This is a genomic window from Indiicoccus explosivorum, assembly GCF_002167005.1.
In the GTDB taxonomy this organism is placed as follows: domain Bacteria; phylum Bacillota; class Bacilli; order Bacillales_A; family Planococcaceae; genus Indiicoccus; species Indiicoccus explosivorum.
Map to the genome: position 1 here is coordinate 68,312 of NZ_NHTN01000015.1, position 18,751 is coordinate 87,062.

The 18,751-nt window shown below is 54.2% G+C and carries 21 protein-coding genes; 17 read left to right on the forward strand and 4 right to left on the reverse strand.

Annotated elements, in window-relative coordinates; all coding sequences use genetic code 11:
- The first annotated feature begins 1 nt into the window (after position 1).
- The 3 genes from CCE92_RS04860 to rnz all read left to right on the forward strand — a co-directional run bounded on the left by CCE92_RS04860 (position 2) and on the right by rnz (position 3,401).
- Complete coding sequence (locus CCE92_RS04860) at positions 2-1,117, forward strand: M20/M25/M40 family metallo-hydrolase (RefSeq protein WP_088006399.1); 1,116 nt, start codon at positions 2-4, stop codon at positions 1,115-1,117.
- Between the two features lie 90 nt (positions 1,118-1,207).
- Positions 1,208-2,443 carry a DNA polymerase IV gene (locus CCE92_RS04865; RefSeq protein WP_088006400.1) on the forward strand — a complete coding sequence of 412 codons (1,236 nt, stop codon included), beginning with the start codon at positions 1,208-1,210 and terminating at the stop codon, positions 2,441-2,443.
- Between the two features lie 7 nt (positions 2,444-2,450).
- Positions 2,451-3,401 carry a ribonuclease Z gene (rnz, locus tag CCE92_RS04870; RefSeq protein WP_088006401.1) on the forward strand — a complete coding sequence of 317 codons (951 nt, stop codon included), beginning with the start codon at positions 2,451-2,453 and terminating at the stop codon, positions 3,399-3,401.
- 50 nt (positions 3,402-3,451) lie between these two features.
- On the opposite strand, the gene namA is transcribed toward rnz, so the two are convergent.
- Both namA and proC read right to left on the reverse strand, forming a co-directional pair.
- Positions 3,452-4,468, reverse strand: a complete 1,017-nt coding sequence (namA, locus tag CCE92_RS04875; protein WP_088006402.1) for an NADPH dehydrogenase NamA — start codon at positions 4,466-4,468, stop codon at positions 3,452-3,454.
- Between the two features lies 1 nt (position 4,469).
- The gene (proC, locus tag CCE92_RS04880; protein WP_088006423.1) at positions 4,470-5,273 is read right to left on the reverse strand and encodes a pyrroline-5-carboxylate reductase; all 804 of its coding nucleotides are present in this window, start codon (positions 5,271-5,273) and stop codon (positions 4,470-4,472) included.
- Between the two features lie 204 nt (positions 5,274-5,477).
- On the opposite strand from proC, the gene CCE92_RS04885 reads away from it, so the two are divergent.
- The 9 genes from CCE92_RS04885 to CCE92_RS04925 all read left to right on the forward strand — a co-directional run bounded on the left by CCE92_RS04885 (position 5,478) and on the right by CCE92_RS04925 (position 15,624).
- Positions 5,478-6,425 carry an MBL fold metallo-hydrolase gene (locus CCE92_RS04885; RefSeq protein ID WP_088006403.1) on the forward strand — a complete coding sequence of 316 codons (948 nt, stop codon included), beginning with the start codon at positions 5,478-5,480 and terminating at the stop codon, positions 6,423-6,425.
- The gene (locus CCE92_RS04890; protein WP_088006404.1) at positions 6,412-7,152 is read left to right on the forward strand and encodes an SDR family NAD(P)-dependent oxidoreductase; all 741 of its coding nucleotides are present in this window, start codon (positions 6,412-6,414) and stop codon (positions 7,150-7,152) included. The genes CCE92_RS04885 and CCE92_RS04890 overlap by 14 nt, the downstream gene beginning before the upstream one ends.
- Positions 7,153-7,167: 15 nt before the next feature.
- Positions 7,168-7,812, forward strand: coding sequence for a hypothetical protein (locus CCE92_RS04895; RefSeq protein ID WP_088006405.1), 645 nt, complete (start codon positions 7,168-7,170; stop codon positions 7,810-7,812).
- Positions 7,813-7,985: 173 nt separating this feature from the next.
- A complete protein-coding gene (locus CCE92_RS04900) occupies positions 7,986-9,191 on the forward strand; it encodes an argininosuccinate synthase (protein WP_088006406.1) in 1,206 nt (401 codons plus the stop codon).
- Complete coding sequence (gene argH / locus CCE92_RS04905; RefSeq protein ID WP_088006407.1) at positions 9,188-10,570, forward strand: argininosuccinate lyase; 1,383 nt, start codon at positions 9,188-9,190, stop codon at positions 10,568-10,570. Before CCE92_RS04900 ends, argH begins: the two co-directional genes overlap by 4 nt.
- Positions 10,571-10,710: 140 nt before the next feature.
- Positions 10,711-12,465 (forward strand): ABC transporter ATP-binding protein, encoded by a 1,755-nt coding sequence (locus tag CCE92_RS04910; protein WP_088006408.1) that lies wholly within the window; start codon positions 10,711-10,713, stop codon positions 12,463-12,465.
- Positions 12,465-14,246, forward strand: coding sequence for an ABC transporter ATP-binding protein (locus CCE92_RS04915; protein WP_088006409.1), 1,782 nt, complete (start codon positions 12,465-12,467; stop codon positions 14,244-14,246). Before CCE92_RS04910 ends, CCE92_RS04915 begins: the two co-directional genes overlap by 1 nt.
- Positions 14,247-14,385: 139 nt before the next feature.
- Entirely contained in the window at positions 14,386-15,096 is a 711-nt protein-coding gene (locus CCE92_RS04920) for a cytochrome c biogenesis CcdA family protein (protein ID WP_088006410.1), read from the forward strand.
- A gap of 27 nt (positions 15,097-15,123) precedes the next feature.
- Positions 15,124-15,624, forward strand: coding sequence for a CcdC family protein (locus CCE92_RS04925; RefSeq protein WP_088006411.1), 501 nt, complete (start codon positions 15,124-15,126; stop codon positions 15,622-15,624).
- A 15-nt stretch (positions 15,625-15,639) separates the two neighbouring features.
- Here CCE92_RS04925 and CCE92_RS04930 read toward each other — a convergent pair whose 3' ends face one another.
- Entirely contained in the window at positions 15,640-16,074 is a 435-nt protein-coding gene (locus CCE92_RS04930) for a DUF2621 domain-containing protein (protein ID WP_088006412.1), read from the reverse strand.
- Positions 16,075-16,192: 118 nt separating this feature from the next.
- Here CCE92_RS04930 and CCE92_RS04935 point away from each other — a divergent pair, with 118 nt between their 5' ends.
- From CCE92_RS04935 to CCE92_RS04950, 4 genes are all read left to right on the forward strand, one after another.
- A complete protein-coding gene (locus CCE92_RS04935) occupies positions 16,193-16,411 on the forward strand; it encodes a DUF1659 domain-containing protein (protein WP_162287812.1) in 219 nt (72 codons plus the stop codon).
- Between the two features lie 20 nt (positions 16,412-16,431).
- The gene (locus CCE92_RS04940) at positions 16,432-16,647 is read left to right on the forward strand and encodes a DUF2922 domain-containing protein (protein ID WP_088006414.1); all 216 of its coding nucleotides are present in this window, start codon (positions 16,432-16,434) and stop codon (positions 16,645-16,647) included.
- A 72-nt stretch (positions 16,648-16,719) separates the two neighbouring features.
- Entirely contained in the window at positions 16,720-16,848 is a 129-nt protein-coding gene (locus CCE92_RS04945; protein ID WP_088006415.1) for a YvrJ family protein, read from the forward strand.
- Between the two features lie 94 nt (positions 16,849-16,942).
- On the forward strand, positions 16,943-17,533 hold the full coding sequence (locus tag CCE92_RS04950; RefSeq protein WP_088006416.1) for an SCO family protein: 591 nt from the start codon (positions 16,943-16,945) through the stop codon (positions 17,531-17,533).
- Positions 17,534-17,566: 33 nt separating this feature from the next.
- On the opposite strand, the gene mscL is transcribed toward CCE92_RS04950, so the two are convergent.
- Positions 17,567-17,965: a large conductance mechanosensitive channel protein MscL gene (gene mscL, locus CCE92_RS04955; protein ID WP_088006417.1), complete on the reverse strand. Its 399-nt coding sequence runs from the start codon at positions 17,963-17,965 to the stop codon at positions 17,567-17,569.
- A gap of 99 nt (positions 17,966-18,064) precedes the next feature.
- Between mscL and CCE92_RS04960 the strand changes: the two genes are divergently transcribed.
- Complete coding sequence (locus tag CCE92_RS04960) at positions 18,065-18,703, forward strand: lytic transglycosylase domain-containing protein (RefSeq protein WP_088006418.1); 639 nt, start codon at positions 18,065-18,067, stop codon at positions 18,701-18,703.
- Positions 18,704-18,751 lie beyond the last annotated feature (48 nt).

Below are 18,751 nucleotides of genomic sequence, written 5' to 3' on the forward strand. Positions count from 1 at the left end.
TGTGAATAAGGAACGGCTGCTCCAGGAATTCCTGGAATTGGTGCAGATCGATTCGGAAACAAAGCATGAAGAGGAGATTTCGAAAGTGCTCCAGCAGAAACTCGGCTCGCTCGGTTTCACTGTGCAGGAAGATGACGCGGCAAGCCGCAACGGTCACGGATCCGGCAATCTGATCGCGACGCTGCCGGCAACGAAGGAAGATACGGATTCCATCTACTTCACGGTGCATATGGATACCGTCGTGCCGGGGGAAGGCGTCAAACCATCCGTCAAAGACGGCTATGTCGTGACGGATGGCACGACCATTCTCGGCGCCGACGACAAAGCCGGGATCGCGGCATTGTTCGAAATGGCGCGGAATCTGAAGGAACAAAACATTCCGCACGGCCAGATCCAGTTTGTGATCACCGCAGGAGAAGAAAGCGGACTGGCCGGCGCACGGGAACTGGACCGCTCGCTTTTGGACGCGGATTATGGCTATGCGGTGGACAGTGACGGGAAAGTCGGCGGAATCGTCACCGCCGCGCCTTTTCAGGCAAAGCTCCATACGACGATCACAGGCAAAACCGCTCATGCCGGTGTGGCGCCTGAAAAAGGGATTTCGGCCATCACGCTTGCTGCAAAAGGGATTGCAGCGATGAAACTGGGCCGGATCGACAGCGAGACGACGGCGAATATCGGCCGGTTCGAAGGGGGAAAGGCGACAAACATCGTCACAGAAGAAGCCTTCATCCTTTCGGAAGCCCGGTCGATCGTCAAGGAAAAGCTCGACCGGCAGACGGAGCACATGGTGGATACATTCCGCGAAACAGCCGAAAAACATGGCGGAAGCGCGGAAACGGAAGTGGAGTTGATGTATCCGGGGTTCCGCTTTGAAGAAGGGGACCGGGTGGTGGAAGTGGCGAAGCGGGCGGCGGCCAGCATCGGCCGGCCATCCCCGATTCTGACAAGCGGCGGAGGAAGCGATGCGAATATCATTGCCGGATTCGGAATACCGACCGTCAACCTGTGTGTCGGATATGAAGACATCCACACGAAATCCGAACGGATGCCGGTGGAGGAGCTGGAAAAACTGGCGGAACTGCTTGTTGAGGTGGTCCGGGAAGCGGCAAAATGACAGAAAGGGCGGGTGCCTTGCCACCTGCTCTTTTTTCAATGGGCGGACATTTCTGGTAAACTGGAGAAAATGAGCATTGGAGCGATTCCGATGGCGGGACGGGTAATATTCCATATTGATATGAACAGTTTTTATGCGTCGGTCGAACAGTCACATGATCCATCACTGAAAGGGAAGGCGCTGGCCATCGCAGGGAATCCGAAAGAACGCCGCGGCATCATCGTCACGTGTTCTTATGAAGCGCGGGCTCATGGCATCTACACGACGATGCCCGTCTTCGAAGCGAAACGGAAACTGCCGGCCCTGGTGATCCTTCCGCCGAATTTCGATCGGTACCGCGCCGCTTCCAAAGCGATGTTCGATCTGCTTCGGACATACACCGATCTGGTGGAGCCCGTATCGATCGATGAAGGGTATATGGATGTCACGGCGCTGTCGAAGGAACGGGATGCCATCGGGATCGCCGAGGAGATCCAGCTCCGGATCCGGAATGAATTGGATCTTCCATGTTCCATCGGTATCGCGCCGAACAAGTTTTTGGCGAAGACCGCTTCGGATATGAAAAAACCGATGGGTATCACTGTTCTCCGGAAACGGGATATCCGGGAAAGGCTCTGGCCCCTTGAAGTGCTGGAAATGCACGGAATCGGCGAAAGTACAGCAAGGAAATTAAAATCGCTCAATATCCGGACGATCGGGGAGCTGGCACAGGCGGACGAAGGAACAATCAAGAGCGGACTCGGCAAATACGGGATCCGTCTCCGGAAACGGGCGAATGGGGAAGATGAACGCCTCGTGGATCCTGATTCGGTATACGATACGAAGAGCATCGGTGCTTCCACGACACTGCCCGCCGATGAGACGGATGACCGGAAACTCCACGAGGCGTTCCGGTCGCTGAGTGCAAAAGTGGCCCGCCGGCTAGAGGCGAAAGCACTGTCAGGTCCGACGGTCACCATCCAGATGCGGACGTTCGACTGGCAGAACCGGTCGAGAAGCGCCACCCTCCGCAATCCGATTTACCGGAAAGAGGAGATCGCCGATGCCGCCATCACCCTTTTTGACCGCCACTGGGATGGCACGCCGCTGCGCCTCGTCGGCGTCACAGTCTCGAACGTCATCGAAAAGCAGGAGGCCGCTGAGCAGCTTTCCCTGTTTGATTTCGAAAAGCATGCAAAAGATGAGCCGGTGCTGCGCCTTATGGACAAGCTTGAATCGAAATATGGTAAACAAGTGCTCCGGAAAGGGACAGGCCGGAGGCGCATCGAATCAGTGTCGGAAACAAGCTTCAGCAAGGATTTTCTGGATGACCATGAGAGGGAGTAGGTAGGAAATGCAGCTTTTGTTTTTAGGGACTGGCGGAGGGATGCCTTCCAAAGAACGCAATACGAGCTCGCTTGCACTGAAATTGCTGGAAGAGCGGGGGACAGTGTGGCTGTTCGACTGCGGGGAAGCGACGCAGCACCAAATTTTGCGGACCACGCTAAAGCCGCGGAAAATCGAAAAAATCTTCATCACCCATATGCACGGCGACCATATTTTCGGTCTGCCCGGTCTGCTCGGCTCCCGTTCCTTCCTAGGCGGTACCGATCCGCTCGCCATTTACGGCCCACCGGGGTTGAAAGAATGGATTGAGACGACGCTCCGGCTGAGCCGGACGCATCTGACGTATCCGCTGGAAATCCATGAAATAAATGAGGGGACGATTTTTGATGACGGAGAGTTCCGGGTCGACGCCCGGCTGCTCGATCACGTCATTCCAACATTCGGCTACCGGATCAACCAGCAGCCGCTGCCGCCTGTGCTGCTGCCGGAAAAGGCGGCGTCTTTCGGAGTGCCGAAAGGGCCGCTCCTCGGGAAGCTGAAAAACGGGCAAGATATCGTCCTTGAAGACGGTACGGTCGTCCGGAGTGCGGATGTCACGGCACCGGGCGCGCCCGGCTTTACTCTCGCGATCCTGGGGGATACCCGATTTACGGAAGCGGCTGTCCGGCTGGCGACCGACGCCGACTGTCTCGTCCACGAAGGGACGTTCAATAAGGGGACGGCGGATCTCGCAGGGCCTTACGGGCATTCAACAGCAGAAGAGGCGGCGCGGACAGCGAAGGAGGCCGGAGCGAAAGCGCTGATCATCAATCACTTGAGCGCCCGATTTCTTCCTTCGGAGCACCGGCTTCTCTTGGATGAAGCGGAATCGGTCTTCAGTCCGGTCTATATTGCCGAAGATTTCAGAGAATTCACCTGGAACAGAGAGCGTCTCTTTCCGTCAAATGAAAAAGACTGAATCCAGCGTCGGATTCAGTCTTTTTATATGCTGACGACATGTTGCCGGATTCAGATCCAGCCGCGTTCGTACGGCTTTGGCACATCGATTTCAATTCCGAGCTGTTTCGCTGCACGGTAGGGCCAGTAAGGATCCCGCAGCAGCTCGCGGGCGAGGAAAATCAGATCGGCACGGCCGTTCCGAAGAATCTCTTCCGCCTGGACCCCTTCGGTGATCAGGCCGACCGCACCCGTGGCAATCGGCGTCCGCTGACGGATTGTTTCGGAAAACGGCACCTGGTAGCCCGGATAAACATCAATCTTCGCCGGCACGACCGCTCCGGACGACACGTCGATCAAATCGGCGCCCTGCTCCTTCATCCAGCGGGTCATTTCAATATAGCTTTCCGGCGTCATGCCATTCTCCGTCCAGTCCGATGCTGAAATCCGCACAAACAGCGGACCTTCCCAAACGGTACGGACGGCATCGATGATCTCCCGGAGGAACCGGTACCGGTTTTCGGCCGTTCCGCCGTATTCATCCGTCCGATCATTGACGAGCGGCGACAGAAATTGATTAATCAAGTAACCATGCGCCGCGTGGAGTTCGATAACATCGAATCCGGCTTTCGAAGACCGCTCGGCGGCTGCCTTGAATGCATCAACCGTTTCCCGGATGTCTGCCGCGGTCATCGCTTCGGGTGTTTTGTATTTTTCGCTGAACGGAGCGGCGGATGATGAATAAATCGTCCCGTCAACAGTCGCTTTCCGTCCGGCGTGCGCCAGCTGGATGCCGGCCTTTGAGCCATTGTTCTGGATAAGCTTGACCACATCCTTTAAACCAGCGGTATGCCGGTCATCCCAGATGCCCAAATCCTGTGCGGAAATGCGGCCTTTCGGCTGGACGGCGGTCGCTTCAAGAATGATCAGCCCAGCCTGTCCGACCGCCCGTGAGGCGTAATGGACCCGGTGCCAATCTGTGGCGATCCCGTCTTCTTTATGGACTTCATACATGCACATCGGCGCCATGACAATCCGGTTTTTGAATGTCACGCCGCGCAGTGTGAACGGTTCAAATAGCCGCGCCATGTCAGCTGAACTCCTTGCCGAGCTCTTTCGAACGGGCAGCCGCGCTTTTCACGCCTTCATGGACCGCTTCCTTGAAACCATTCTCGATCAGCGCGTTGAGCCCGGCCTGTGTCGTTCCGTTCGGGCTGGTGATCTTTTTCCGCAGGACGCTGAAATCGTCGTGCTGCATCATGTCGGCCGCGCCGAGGAACGTCTGGCGGACAAGGCGCATGGCATCCATGTGTTCCAGCCCTTCTTCCATCCCGGCTTCGACCATCGCTTCGGCCATCAAGTACAAGTAAGCGGGCCCGCTGCCGGCCACGCCGGTGACGCCGTGGAGTTTATCTTCCCCGACGACAGTCACGCTGCCGATCGAATTGAGGAGGTCGCGGACTTCATACTGCTGTTCTTTCGTGACCGCCTTACTCCAGACGACACCGGTCGCAGATTTGCCGACGTGTGCGGAGGTGTTCGGCATAGCCCGCGCTACTGCGTGGTCGCCCGCCGCTTTCTGGATGGCATCGATCGACACACCTGCGACGACCGAGAGGATGACGACATCTTTCCGGATGAATTCCCGGACAGAAGCCAAAGCGACACCGACATCCTTCGGTTTCACCGCCAACAGGAGGAACTTCGCTTCGGATATGGCAGACAGGTCGTCATCGACTTTCCGCACGCCGTATTCGTGTTCGAGGTAATCGAGGCGGTCCTCGTCCGATTTATTCATGACCGCGATATCACCTGGTCGCAGAATCCGCTTCCGGATCCAGCCGTTGATCATCGCTTCCGCCATCGATCCTGCACCGATACAAACAATTTTCATTCTTTCCATCACTCCTTCAAAATAAAAAGCGGTTCCGTCCATGTTGCTGGCAAGGACGAAAACGCTCTGTTTCCGCTTTTTTCTAGTTGTTTCACCGTAATTGTTTCGACACAAAAATTATACGGACTTCCAGTTGCATTGTCAAACGGCCCCGCGGACTGTAAACTGAATGAATAAGCATTCAGTCTGAAAGGGGACGATCCAATGACTATACATAAAATCACTCTCCCGACACCTTTTGCAGTGGGGGACGTCAATACTTATCTCATGGATGGGGACGTCCTGACGCTGTTCGATGCGGGACCGAAAACCCCGGATGCATGGATTGCCCTGAAAAAGGGAATAGAAAGTGCAGGGTACCGGCCGGAAGATGTGGAACAGGTGGTCCTCACGCATCATCACCCTGACCATGCGGGATGGGTCGATGGATTTCCGGACGCCAAAATCCTCGGTCATGTCTACAATGACGTCTGGCTTAAGCGGGATGATGCATTTCTGGCGTACCATGATGCCTTTTACCGGGCAAGACTCGAAGAGGAAGGTGTGCCGGAAGATGCCTTCCATTGGGTGGAAAAAATGAAGCGGCCGGTCCGGCTGATCGGCAGCAGACCGCTCGATGTTTTTCTTCATGAAGAAGACAAGCTGCCGGGCCACGAAGAATGGGAAGTGATGGAGACGCTCGGCCATGCGCAGAGCCATCTGGCGTTCTGGAACGAAGCGACCGGCGAGATGATCGGAGGCGATCTGCTTTTGGCGACAGTTTCATCGAATCCGCTCATCGAGCCGCCGCTGGATCCCGAGGACGGACGGCCGAAATCCCTCATCCAGTATAACGGCAACCTGAAGCGTCTTTTGGAAATGCCGGTCGATGTCATTTACAGCGGACACGGAATCGATGTCCGGAATGTGCACCGGCTGATCGGCGCCAGACTGGCCAGCCAGCATGAGCGGGCGATGAAAGTTTACGGCATGCTGGAACAGGGCCCGCTGACTGTTTACGAAACGACCAAGAAGCTGTTCCCGCATAAATTCGAAAAGGAATTGGGCCTTACCTTATCGGAAACGATCGGCCAGCTTGATTACCTTCTTGAAGACGGACTGATCACTGAACTTGCGGACGGGCGGGGCGTCTTTTATTATGAACGGACGTAAGACGGTCCTTGTGACCGGCGCGACAGGGGGCATCGGCCGGCTGCTCGTCCTCCGTCTTCTCAATGACGGCCACCGCGTCATCGCTGCTGGACGGAACACCGGGAAACTCGCTGAACTGGAAGAACGCGGCGCCGTTGCCATCCAAGCGGATTTCCGGCATCGGCAAGACACGGAGCGGTTCATGGGCCAGCTGCCGCCGGTCGATGCTGCGGTATTCGCGGCGGGAATCGGATTTTTCAGACCGGCAGGGGAGCAGTCATCCGATGAGATGCGGGAGATGTTCGAGGTGAATGTCCTTTCGGTCATGGAAGTGACCCGCCATCTTCTGAACAGCAGCCCTGGCCTCCACCTCGTCTATGTCGTGTCGATGGCGGGGAAAGTGGCGACGCCCAAAGCTTCCGTCTACGCTGCGACGAAGCATGCGCTTCTCGGCTATGCCAATGCCGTCCGGATGGAGACTGCCGGGAAAGCGGAAGTGACGGTCGTCAATACAGGGCCGGTGGATACGGAATTCCTGGACCTGGCAGACAGCACCGGAAATTATCGCCGTTCCGCCGGCCGGATGCTGCTCCAGCCGGACGCTGTCGCGGAGAAAATCATGGAAGTGCTCGGCCGGCCGGTCCGGGAAGTGAATATGCCCCGTATACTGAATGCGGGGCACAAACTCCACGCCCTTCTCCCTTCGCTGATAGAGAGGGCGGGAAAACGGTTTTTCAATAAAAAATGAAAGGAAGGATTCGATATGAAAAAATGGGCAATACTTGCGGCTTCTGCCGTGTTCTTGGCTTCGTGTGCAGAAGAAGCGGAACCGGCAGAAGAGGAAACGCCGGTGGAGGAAGTGACGGAAGAAGTGCCGGCTGAAGAGACGGAAGAAGTGACGGAACCCGAGGCGGAAGAGGAAGTAGCTGAAGAACCGGCAGAACCGGCAGATGCCACTGTCTACGAGGAGGAAGGCTTCATTTCCCAAGTACAGTCGGAAGGTTTCCTCGTCAACGGTATTTTATTCTCAGTCGGTGACGGCACGGAAGTCGTTTACGAAGATGGAGCAGAAGGAACGATCAGCGAAATCGCGGCCGGACAGAAAGTGGTTGTATCGTATGAAGGCGAGCCGACCGGACAGTATCCGCTGGAAGCGGAAGCCGGGACGGTGACGATTCTGAACAACGCTGAAGCACAGGAGCAGGCGGATGCGATCGCCGCTTTCATCGAAAGTGAAGAACTCGGGGATCTGTCCATTTTGGGCCGGCCGATCGTCCAGGACGGCATGCTTGGCTTCATTTACACGGATATGGAATCCGGTGAAATCCGTGAAGTACAGATCGACTTGGAAACCCATGAATATACGATCGACGGGGAAGCACCTGCAGCAGCGGAAGCAACGGAATAAGATCAGCAAAAGCAGCACTTCCGATATCGGCCTGCGCCGGTATCGGGGGTGTTTTTTCTATGAAAAGGCTTACATGAAAAACGCATGGTTATACTGTTGAATAATTAAATATACCGTGATATACTGCTTTCATTGCTGGAATATGAATAAAAATCCAAAGGAGTTGTATATTCATGAAAAAGAAAGCGGTGCTGGCCTACTCGGGCGGCCTTGATACATCGGTGGCGATTCCATGGCTGATCGAGAAAGGGTATGAAGTGATAGCGGTATGTCTCGATGTAGGGGAAGGGAAGGACCTGGACGCAGTAAAAGAAAAAGCTTATGGGATCGGCGCATCTGAAAGCCTGATGATCGATGCGCGGGATGAGTTCGCAGAACAGTTCGCGCTCATCGCCCTTCAGGCGCACACGCTATACGAAGGGAAGTACCCGCTCGTATCCGCACTGTCACGCCCGCTCATCTCCAAAAAGCTGGTCGAAATCGCAGAGGAGTATGGCGCTGACGCGGTGGCCCATGGCTGTACAGGGAAAGGGAACGACCAAGTAAGATTCGAAGTCTCCATCAAAGCGCTCAATCCTTCGCTGGAAGTGCTGGCGCCTGTCCGTGAGTGGGGATGGACAAGAGATGAAGAAATCGAATATGCGAAACAGAAGGGCATTCCGATTCCGATTAATCTCGACAGCCCGTTTTCGATCGATATGAATCTTTGGGGCCGTTCCAATGAATGCGGCGTCCTTGAGAATCCGTGGACAGCTCCGCCGGAGGAAGCGTATGCACTGACAGCCCCTCTCGAGGAAACGCCGGATGAAGCCGATGTGGTGGAAATCGGTTTTGAAAAAGGGGTGCCCGTTACATTGAACGGGATCGCCTACAGTCTGTCGGATATGATCCATGCGCTGAACGGTGTGGCCGGGAAGCATGGAATCGGGCGAATCGACCACGTGGAGAACCGTCTCATCGGTATTAAGTCCCGCGAAATTTATGAATGCCCAGGGGCGGTCACACTGCTGACTGCGCATAAGGAACTTGAGGATCTGACACTCGTGAAGGAACTTGCCCATTTCAAGCCGGTCATCGAGAAAAAACTGACGGAAGTGATTTATGAAGGCCTTTGGTTTTCTGCATTGACGCCAGCCTTGAAGGCATTCCTTGAGGAGACGCAGCAATATGTGAATGGCACTGTGCGCGTGAAACTGTTCAAAGGGCATGCAATCGCGGAAGGGCGCAAATCGCCGAATTCCCTGTACAATGAAAAACTTGCGACTTATTCGGCCGGAGATATGTTCAGCCATGATGCCGCTCCAGGTTTCATTGAACTGTGGGGCCTGCCGACCGTTGTGCATTCCAGTGTCCACTCGAAGGATAAGGTGAAAGCATGACGGATAAACTTTGGGGCGGACGATTCCAGAAACCGGCTGAGCAGTGGGTGGACGAATTCGGCGCTTCCATTTCATTCGACAAAGAACTGGTTCAGGAAGATCTTCAAGGGAGCATGGCTCATGTCACGATGCTGAAGTCGCAGGGGATCCTGCCGGAACAGGATGCAGACAGCATCTTGGCCGGACTGGAACAGCTGAAGGAAAAAGCGGCAGCCGGTCAGCTCGACTACTCTGCGGAACTCGAAGATATCCATCTGAATCTTGAAAAGCACCTGACAGATGCAATCGGCCCGGCAGGTGGAAAACTCCACACCGGCCGGAGCCGGAACGACCAGGTGGCGACGGATATGCATCTGTACTTAAAACGGAATGTCCAGGAAATCACCGGATTGCTCACGCTTTTCCAGGAGGCGATCATCGGTAAGGCGGAAGCCCATATCGACACGCTCGCTCCCGGCTATACGCACCTTCAGCGGGCACAGCCCGTGTCATTCGCCCACCACCTGATGGCGTATTTCTGGATGCTTGAACGGGACCGGCAGCGCTTTGAGGATTCGTTGAAACGCATCGACATATCGCCGCTCGGAGCCGGTGCGATGGCCGGGACGACGTTTCCGATCGACCGCCGCCAGACCGCGGAACTGCTCGGGTTTTCTGCCGTCTATGAAAACAGCATCGATGCGGTCAGCGACCGGGACTTCATCGCTGAATTCCTTTCCGGTGCTTCCATTCTGATGATGCACTTGTCCCGCTTCGCTGAAGAAATCATCCTTTGGTCAAGCGAGGAATTCGGCTTCATCGAACTCGATGACGCATTTTCGACAGGCTCGAGCATTATGCCGCAGAAAAAGAATCCTGATATGGCAGAACTTATCCGGGGCAAGACCGGCCGGGTATACGGACACCTCGTGAGCCTGCTGACCACCTTGAAAGGCCTGCCGCTCGCCTACAACAAGGACATGCAGGAAGACAAGGAAGGGATGTTCGATACCGTCACCACGCTCAAAGGCTCTATCCGGATCTTTGAAGGGATGATCCGGACGATGACTGTAAAAGAAAACCGTCTGTCGCAGGCGGTCCAGTCGGACTATTCCAATGCGACGGAACTTGCCGATTACTTGGCGGCCAAAGGGCTTCCATTCAGGGAAGCACATGATGTGACAGGGCGGCTGGTGTTCGCCTGCATCCAGCGCGGGATTTATTTACGGGATCTTCCGCTTTCCGAGCTGAAGGAAGCCAGTCCGCTGATCGAAGAGGATATATATGAAGCGCTCGATCCGTACAATGCCGTCGCAAGACGGGATTCAGAAGGCGGGACCGGGTTCAGGCAAGTGAAAATTCAAATCGAAGAAGCAAAAAAACGCACCGCTGGAGATTAAACGGTGCGTTTTTTAAAGGGGGAATTTAAAGTAAAAAATTACACAAGGTAAAGCAAAAGACCACAAAAGAAACAAGAGACGGACAGGATACCCTCTGCTAAAATAAGGGAGTTGGAAAATCCGAAAGAGGGAGACTGATTATGCGCGTTTTCTTTGACCTAAGCTGGTTTTTTAAGGAACGGAAAAAGCAGTATGCGGTCGGTGTCATTATGTTGCTGCTCGTTGCGCTTCTTCAGCTGCTGCCGCCGAAAATCATCGGCTTCGTAGTGGATGCGATCGGGGCGGGCACGCTGACGGCAGGATTTCTGCTGAAGTGGCTTGGGATTCTGGCAGCTGCAGCTGTCGGCATGTACGTCCTGCGGTACTGGTGGCGGCAAATGATTTTCGGCTCGGCACTGGTCCTTGCGCGGAATTTGCGGAAAGATTTGTACAGGCATTTTACTCAGATGTCTCCTTCGTTTTATCAAAAACGGCGTGTAGGTGACTTGATGGCGCACGCAACGAACGATCTTCAGGCTGTTCAGCAGACAGCGAGCTCCGGTGTGCTGACGCTGGTTGATTCCATCGTTACGGGAGGATTCGTCATTGCCGCCATGGCCATCACAATCAACTGGAAATTAACTTTGATTGTGATTCTGCCTTTTCCGGTTATGATCATCCTTACGAGCTGGTACGGACGGCTCCTCCACGAACGGTTCCACGGAGCACAGGAAGCTTTCTCGGATTTGAATGATAAAACGCAAGAAAGCATTTCAGGAGTGAAAGTGCTGAAAACATTCGGTCAGGAACAGGAAGATATCGATGATTTCAAGCAGATGTCAGCCGATGTCGTTGAGAAAAACATCCGGGTGGCCAAAATCGATTCGCTGTTCGATCCGACAATTTCAGCGATCATCGGGATCTGTTACCTCCTGACAATCGGGTTCGGTTCTTACTTTGTCATTAATGGCGGTATGACCGTGGGGGACTTGATTGCGTTCACTGCATACCTCGGCCTCCTTGTCTGGCCGATGCTTGCGTTCGGCTGGCTGTTCAATATCGTGGAGCGGGGCAGGGCCTCTTATGATCGCATCCGGCAGCTGCTGGCAGTCCGTCCGGATATCGAAGATCGGGAAGGAGCGATCGATCGGCTGCCGGCTGGCGATCTTTCATTCAATATCGGATCGTTCAGGTTTGAACCGGAAGAAGAGCCGGTACTCCGGGATGTCCGTTTTGAATTGAAAGAAGGGGAAACGCTCGGAATCGCAGGTAAAACGGGATCCGGCAAGACCGCGATCCTCCGGCTGCTTCTTCGGGAATTCGAAGGCTATGAAGGCGAAATCACCTACGGCAAGGTCCCGCTGCCCGATTTTCGGAAACAGCGGCTGCGGGAAGCGATCGGCTATGTGCCGCAGGATCATTTCCTGTTTTCGATGAGCATCCGGGATAATATCGCATTCGCCCGTCCGGAAGCGACGGACAGCGAAGTGATGGAAGCTGCGAAACTGGCGCATATCCACGAAGATATCCTCCTGTTTCCGAAAGGGTATGACACGGTTGTCGGAGAACGCGGAGTTTCCTTGTCGGGTGGCCAGAAACAGCGGGTTTCCATCGCGCGAGCGCTGATTTCGGAACCGGAGCTCCTGATTTTGGACGATTCGCTGTCCGCTGTCGATGCGAGGACGGAGGAAGCGATCCTCGAATCGCTGAAAAAAGCGCGGACAGGGGAGACGACCATCATCACTTCTCACCGGCTGAGCGCCATTCAGCATGCGCATCTCATTTTGGTCATGCATGAGGGGACAGTGGAAGAAGCGGGAACCCACGAAGAACTGATGATGCTCGGCGGCCGTTACCGTGAAATGTATGATCTGCAACAGCTTGAAGCGCTCGTTGAGCAGGGAGGCGTATTGTAATGGAACAAGAACAGCAGCCGAAACTTACCGGCAAAGAACAGTGGCAAGTTTTCAAACGGCTCCTTACATACTTGAAGCCTCACAAAAAAGCGCTCGCGGGCGCACTCTTCCTGCTTGCGCTGACTGTCGCGGGGGATGTGCTCGGCCCGCTGATCATCAAGACGTTCATCGACCGGCACCTGGCGACAGGCCATTTCCCCCGCACTGGAGTGATCGGGCTGGCCGCCGCATATGCCGGAATCGTGGTCATCAGCGTATTCGTCAGCTATTTCCAGCTGCTGAAGTTCCAGGAAGTCGCCTTGAATGTCATCCGGGAGCTCCGGATTGATGTTTTTTCAAAAGTCCATCACCTCGGCATGCGCTACTTTGACCGGACACCGGCCGGCAGTACGGTATCACGGGTGACGAATGATACGGAAGCGATCAAGGAAATGTTCGTCGGTGTCCTGACCGGATTCGTGCAGAGCGCTTTCCTGGTGACCGGGGTCTATATCGCCATGTTCCTGCTGAATTGGCGGCTGGCACTCATTGTGCTTCTGCTGCTGCCTGTCATGATCTGGATCGTGGCCGCCTATCGGAAATACAGTTCGGTATTTTATCAGGATCTGCGGGAGCGTCTCAGCCAGCTTAATGCAAAATTATCCGAATCTCTGCAGGGAATGGGCATGATCCAGGCGTTCCGTCAAGAAGAACGGCTTCAGGAAGAGTTTGAAGCGATCAACAAAGAACATTACCGGGCGGGCCGGCGGAACATCCGGCTGGACAGTCTGATGCTGCATCCGGCAATCGACCTCATCTATGCAGGGGCGATCATCCTGCTCCTCAGCTACTTCGGCATCACATCTTTCGGCACGGCAGTGGAAGCCGGTACCATTTACGCATTCGTGACATACATCGACCGCTTTTTTGAACCGGTCAATCAGGTCATGCGCCGCCTTTCTCTGTTCCAGCAGGCGATCGTGGCGGCATCCCGGGTCTTCACTGTGCTCGACGACAGTGAAACCGTCCCCCGCCAGGGCGGCAAGCGCGCTGAAATCACTGAAGGGAAAATCGAATTCCGAAATGTTTCGTTTTCATACGACGGCCGGACGGACGTATTGAAGAACATCACCTTCACCGCCGAACCGGGAGAGACGATCGCGCTCGTCGGCCATACCGGAAGCGGAAAAAGTTCGATCATCAATCTGCTGATGCGCTTTTATGAGTTCGAACGGGGCGAGATCAAAATCGACGGCCAGTCCGTCCGGGATTTTGAAGCGGCAGAATTCCGCAATAAAACCGGTCTCGTTCTCCAGGATCCCTTCCTGTTTTATGGAACCATTGAAAGCAACATTCGCCTCCATAACAAAGAAATGACCGATTCGGAAGTGAGGGCGGCAGCGGAATTCGTGCAGGCGGATCCATTCATCCGTTCACTGCCGCACGGCTATGACCAAAAAGTGACCGAAAGAGGCGCGACGTTCTCGAGCGGCCAGCGTCAGCTGATTGCATTCGCCCGGACAATCGCTGCGGACCCGCGCATCCTGGTCCTGGATGAAGCGACCGCGAACATCGACACCGAGACTGAAATCGCGATTCAGTCCAGCCTCGAAAGAATGAGGAAAGGGCGGACGACCATTGCGATTGCGCACCGCCTGTCCACCATACAGGATGCCGACCAGATCCTCGTCCTTCACCACGGCGAGATCGTGGAGCGGGGGACGCACCAGGAACTCCTTGCAACAGGAGGCCTGTACCACAAAATGAACCTTCTCCAGAACCATGTGGCGGAGCAGGCCTAGCAAAATTCACCTATTTCGCTGCACCGGGATTCCTGAGCCCGCGGACGATATCCGTCAAAAAGATTTCACAAACAAGGAGGGAGTCTTTTAGGCGGATATTTGGTACGATGAGGAGAGGAAAAATGAAGGAGTGACGGCTTTGGGTGCGGAATTATCTTTGTTTCTGGCGTTCGGCGCAGGGTTTCTGAGTTTCATTTCCCCCTGCTGCCTTCCGCTGTATCCGGCCTTTTTATCTTATATAACCGGCATGAGCGTCAATGAGCTGAAGAATGAACGGGGAATGATGCAGCAGCGGGCGGTGCTGCATACCGTGTTTTTCCTGGCCGGCTTTTCCGCGATATTCATCGCGCTCGGGTTCAGCACATCCTTGGTGAGCGATTGGTTCGTCATGTACGATGATTTGATCCGCCAAGTCGGCGCGATTTTCATTGTCTTTTTCGGTCTGGTCATCCTGGGGATTTTCACACCCGGCTTCCTGATGCAGGACAAGAAGATCACCTTCCGGAACAGGCCATCCGGTTACCTTGGCACGTTCGTCATCGGCATCGCATTTGCCGCCGGCTGGACACCCTGCACAGGGCCGATTACAGGAGCTGTCTACAGCCTGGCAGCGACGAATCCCGGCGCGGGCATCTGGTATATGCTCGCCTATGTTCTCGGCTTTGCCATTCCGTTCTTTGTCCTGTCTTTCTTCATTACCCGCATGGATTGGATCAAACGGCGCAGCGGCATGATCATGAAAGCCGGCGGAACCGTTATGGTGGCGGTGGGCGTACTGCTGTTCTTCGATGGAATGTCGTACCTTATCCGGGCTGTGAGTCCGTTCTTCGGCGGATTCCAAGGTCTGTGATAACGGAGAAGACAGAGGAGGAAAATGATGTTTGAACAAATACCGCCGGGATTCCTGCTGGTCGCTACGTCGGTGATTGCCTTGTTCATGGGATCGCTACTCGTTTTTGTCCGTTCGAAAGCCGCAAAGTACCCGGTGACCGCAAAGAAAATCATCCTGCCGCCGCTTTTCATGTCGACCGGTGCGCTGATGTTCACGGTCCCGTTTTTCCGCGTCGGTTTCACACAGATCGTCGAGGCTTTCGCAGTCGGCATGCTGTTTTCAGTCGTGCTGATCGTGACGACGAAGTTCGAAGTCCGCGGAGATGCGGTATACATGAAACAGTCAAAGGCATTCCTGTTCATTCTGATCGGACTCCTGCTGTTCCGGCTGATTCTGAAAGCGATCATCGGTACATCGGTGGATGTGGGGGAACTGAGCGGCATGTTCTGGATTTTGGCGTTCGGCATGATCGTTCCATGGCGGATTGCGATGTTTATCCAATTTAAAAAACTCCAGAACGAAACAAAAAGCGCTGTCCCCGATTAAACGGGGACGGCGCTTTCATTTTTCGAACAGGTTTTCATACGGTCCGACATCAATCTGCATTTCCGCGAGTTTTTTTCGGAGGAACTTATGGTCCCGCTTCGGTGTAGCGAGAATATAGCCCCTGATGATGTGCTCCTGCTCGACTGATTTCGCGTTTTCGTTGAGCACGAGCTCGCCGATCCTGCCCGCGATTTTCTGTTTGGCGACCGGACGGAACAGGTCGGGGACCGGCTGGACCAATTCGTTCAGCAGCTCTTTATCATCTTCACCCCATAAATGGATGGTTTTCTCCACATAATACTCTTCCCAGTCCATATCGGATTTACCGTCTTCTTTCGGCATCTGTTTCAGGAACTTGCGGAACATAAAAAAGCCGCCGATGGCGAACGACCCGGCCAACACCACGACCCAGAAAAGAATGAACCAAAGAAAAAATCCTTCCAGCGCCATCGTCTTCACCTCATTTCATCAACTGTCCTTATTATAGAAGCTCCGCTGAGAAAATTCACGGGAAATGTATCCTTTTTTTCTCCCTCTTTCTATATAGCGGATGAAGGAGGTGATTGACATGGCAGTAAGCGAATTCAGTGAAGCCGTCCTCCGCGTAACGCTTGATGACGGAGTGGATGAAAACGGCAAGCAGAAAAAGAAAGTGAAGGCGTACCGGCATGCGAGTGAAACAGCGACACCCGACAGCATGTCCCAATCCGCCCAGTTATTGGCCGGATTCGGTACGAAGCCGCTGATTTCTGTAGAGAAACAGACAGTGCATAACATTTACGCATAAGCGGAAGGAGGAAATGACTGATGGCACAGACACTGGAATTGACTTTTGAATCGGCGCTTGGCAAAGAAGCGACATTCACAGTGGATGCTCCGAGAGCGGATCTGACCGCACTTGAGCTGAAAACAGGGATGGATTCCATCATTGCGCTCGGCGCATTTGCGGTGGAAGGCTCACTATTCGCGGCAGCGAAAGGCGCGCGGATTGTCGAACGCAACGTAACAGAATACGAGATCTGATGACAGCGAGCCCTCCGGCAACCCGGAGGGCTTTTGCTGAAGAATCTGATTGCGATGGGAGGGGGCTGAAAGATGGAAGAGTGGATGAGACTGATCCAGGAAGTCGGGTTTCCGATCTTTGTATCTTTTTATTTGATGCACAGAGTGGAAACGAAACTCCAGGCAATCCATGATGCGCTTCTGGGGCTGCAGGCTCCGTGACTTCACAAAGTTGTGACAAACTCCGCGGCGGGGCGGTTGTACTCCGGACACCGTTTCGCTAAGATGAAGTCAGCAACGACTGGAGGAGAATGAAATGAAACAGCTGATGCTGATGTTTGCCATCGGAGCGGCAGCGCTTCTGGCAGGCTGTTCGGACAGCGCATTGGAAGCGGAAATGGATTGGGAAGTGAACGATTTCTCCTATATGGACCAGCGCGGTGAAGAAGTATCCCTTGAGAGCCTTCAAGGCACACCGTGGATCGCCGCGTTCATCTTCACGAACTGCGAGACCGTCTGTCCGCCGATGACGTACAATCTGACTGATATTCAGAAAGAACTGGAAGCGAAAGGACTGGAAGATTACAAAATCGTCGCATTCAGCGCTGACCCGGAAAACGATACCCCGGAACAGCTTCAATCCTATTTATCGGAATATCCGGTGCCCGACGAGTCCAAATGGCATTTACTGACAGGGTACACACAGGAAGAGGTCAAGGGGTTAGCTGCGGATTCGTTCAAAACGCTGATACAGGATGACCCGAACAGTGATCAAGTGATTCACGGCACGACCTTTTATCTTGTGGACGGGGAAGGGACAGTCGTAAAAGATTACCCGGGTTATCAGGATGTCCCGGTCGATATGATTGCAGTGGATGTAGAGACGCTGATCGAAGAGCAGGGCTGAACATGATTTTCCGAATAAATAAGTAAAACCCGGTCAGGAACCGGGTTTTTGTTTTGCCAGCAGATCACGGATTTCCGTGAGGAGCTCTTCTTTCGTGTCGAGCACCGCTTTTTCTTCCGCTTGCGGTTCGGCGGGCGTTTCCTCTTTCCGCTTGAACTTCGTGAACAGCCGGATGACCAGGAATATCGAAAAAGCGATAATGAAAAAGTCGATCACCGCCTGAAGGAATTCACCGTACCTGAGGACCGTTTCCCCGTATGTATAAACAAGTCCGGCCACGCTGTATCCGCCCAGCAGGATACCCGCAACCGGCATGATGATGTCCTCGACAAGCGATGTAACGATTTTCCCGAACGCCGCGCCGATCACAACAGCGATGGCCAAGTCCAGCACATTGCCTTTAACGGCGAATTTCTTGAAATCATTCCACAAATCATTTCACCTCCGTTTTCCATTGTAACGGAGCCGCGTGCGTAAAAATAGCGAGTCTGTGGTAAACTAATGAAAAAGATTATGCATCGGAGTGGCGATATGGGTAAGAAAAAAAAGAAGAGGCGCGTTAATCGGTCAAGGATCTGGACAGCGCTGCTGCTTGCGCCCGTCACATTCGTGGTGCTGACACTCCTGATGATCCTGCTTGCCGATAAACTGGAAATTCCTCAAAAAATCGGAGAGCGGACACAGGAATTTTTCGGCCTGTCTGTTCCTGATGATTACATTCCGCTGTATAAAGAAGCGGCAGATGCCTATGGCATCCCCTGGACACTGCTTGCCGCCCACCACCGGGTGGAGACTAAATTCTCTACTATGGACCCCCTCGTCTCGCCGGTCGGGGCGGAAGGGCATCTCCAATTCATGCCCTGTACATTCGTGGGATGGAGCCACCCGACGTGCAGCGGACTGGGTGAAGGAGATATCAGCGACCAAGAAAAAACAGATCCCGCCGTCATTGAAAAGTATGGGGGCTACGGAGTCGACGGCAACGGTGACGGCAAAGCCGATCCATTCAATCTCCGGGACGCCCTGTACAGCGCTGCGAATTACCTCGCTGCAAACGGCGCTGCGGAAGGGGAATTGGAGCAGGCTGTTTTCCGCTATAACCACAGCAAAGAATACGTGGAACAAGTGATGAAATTCTACCGGAAATACGAAGAGCAGCTGAACAGTTGAAAAAACCCGCCAGTCCTGCAGCAGGACTGGGCTAACCTAAATTAATGG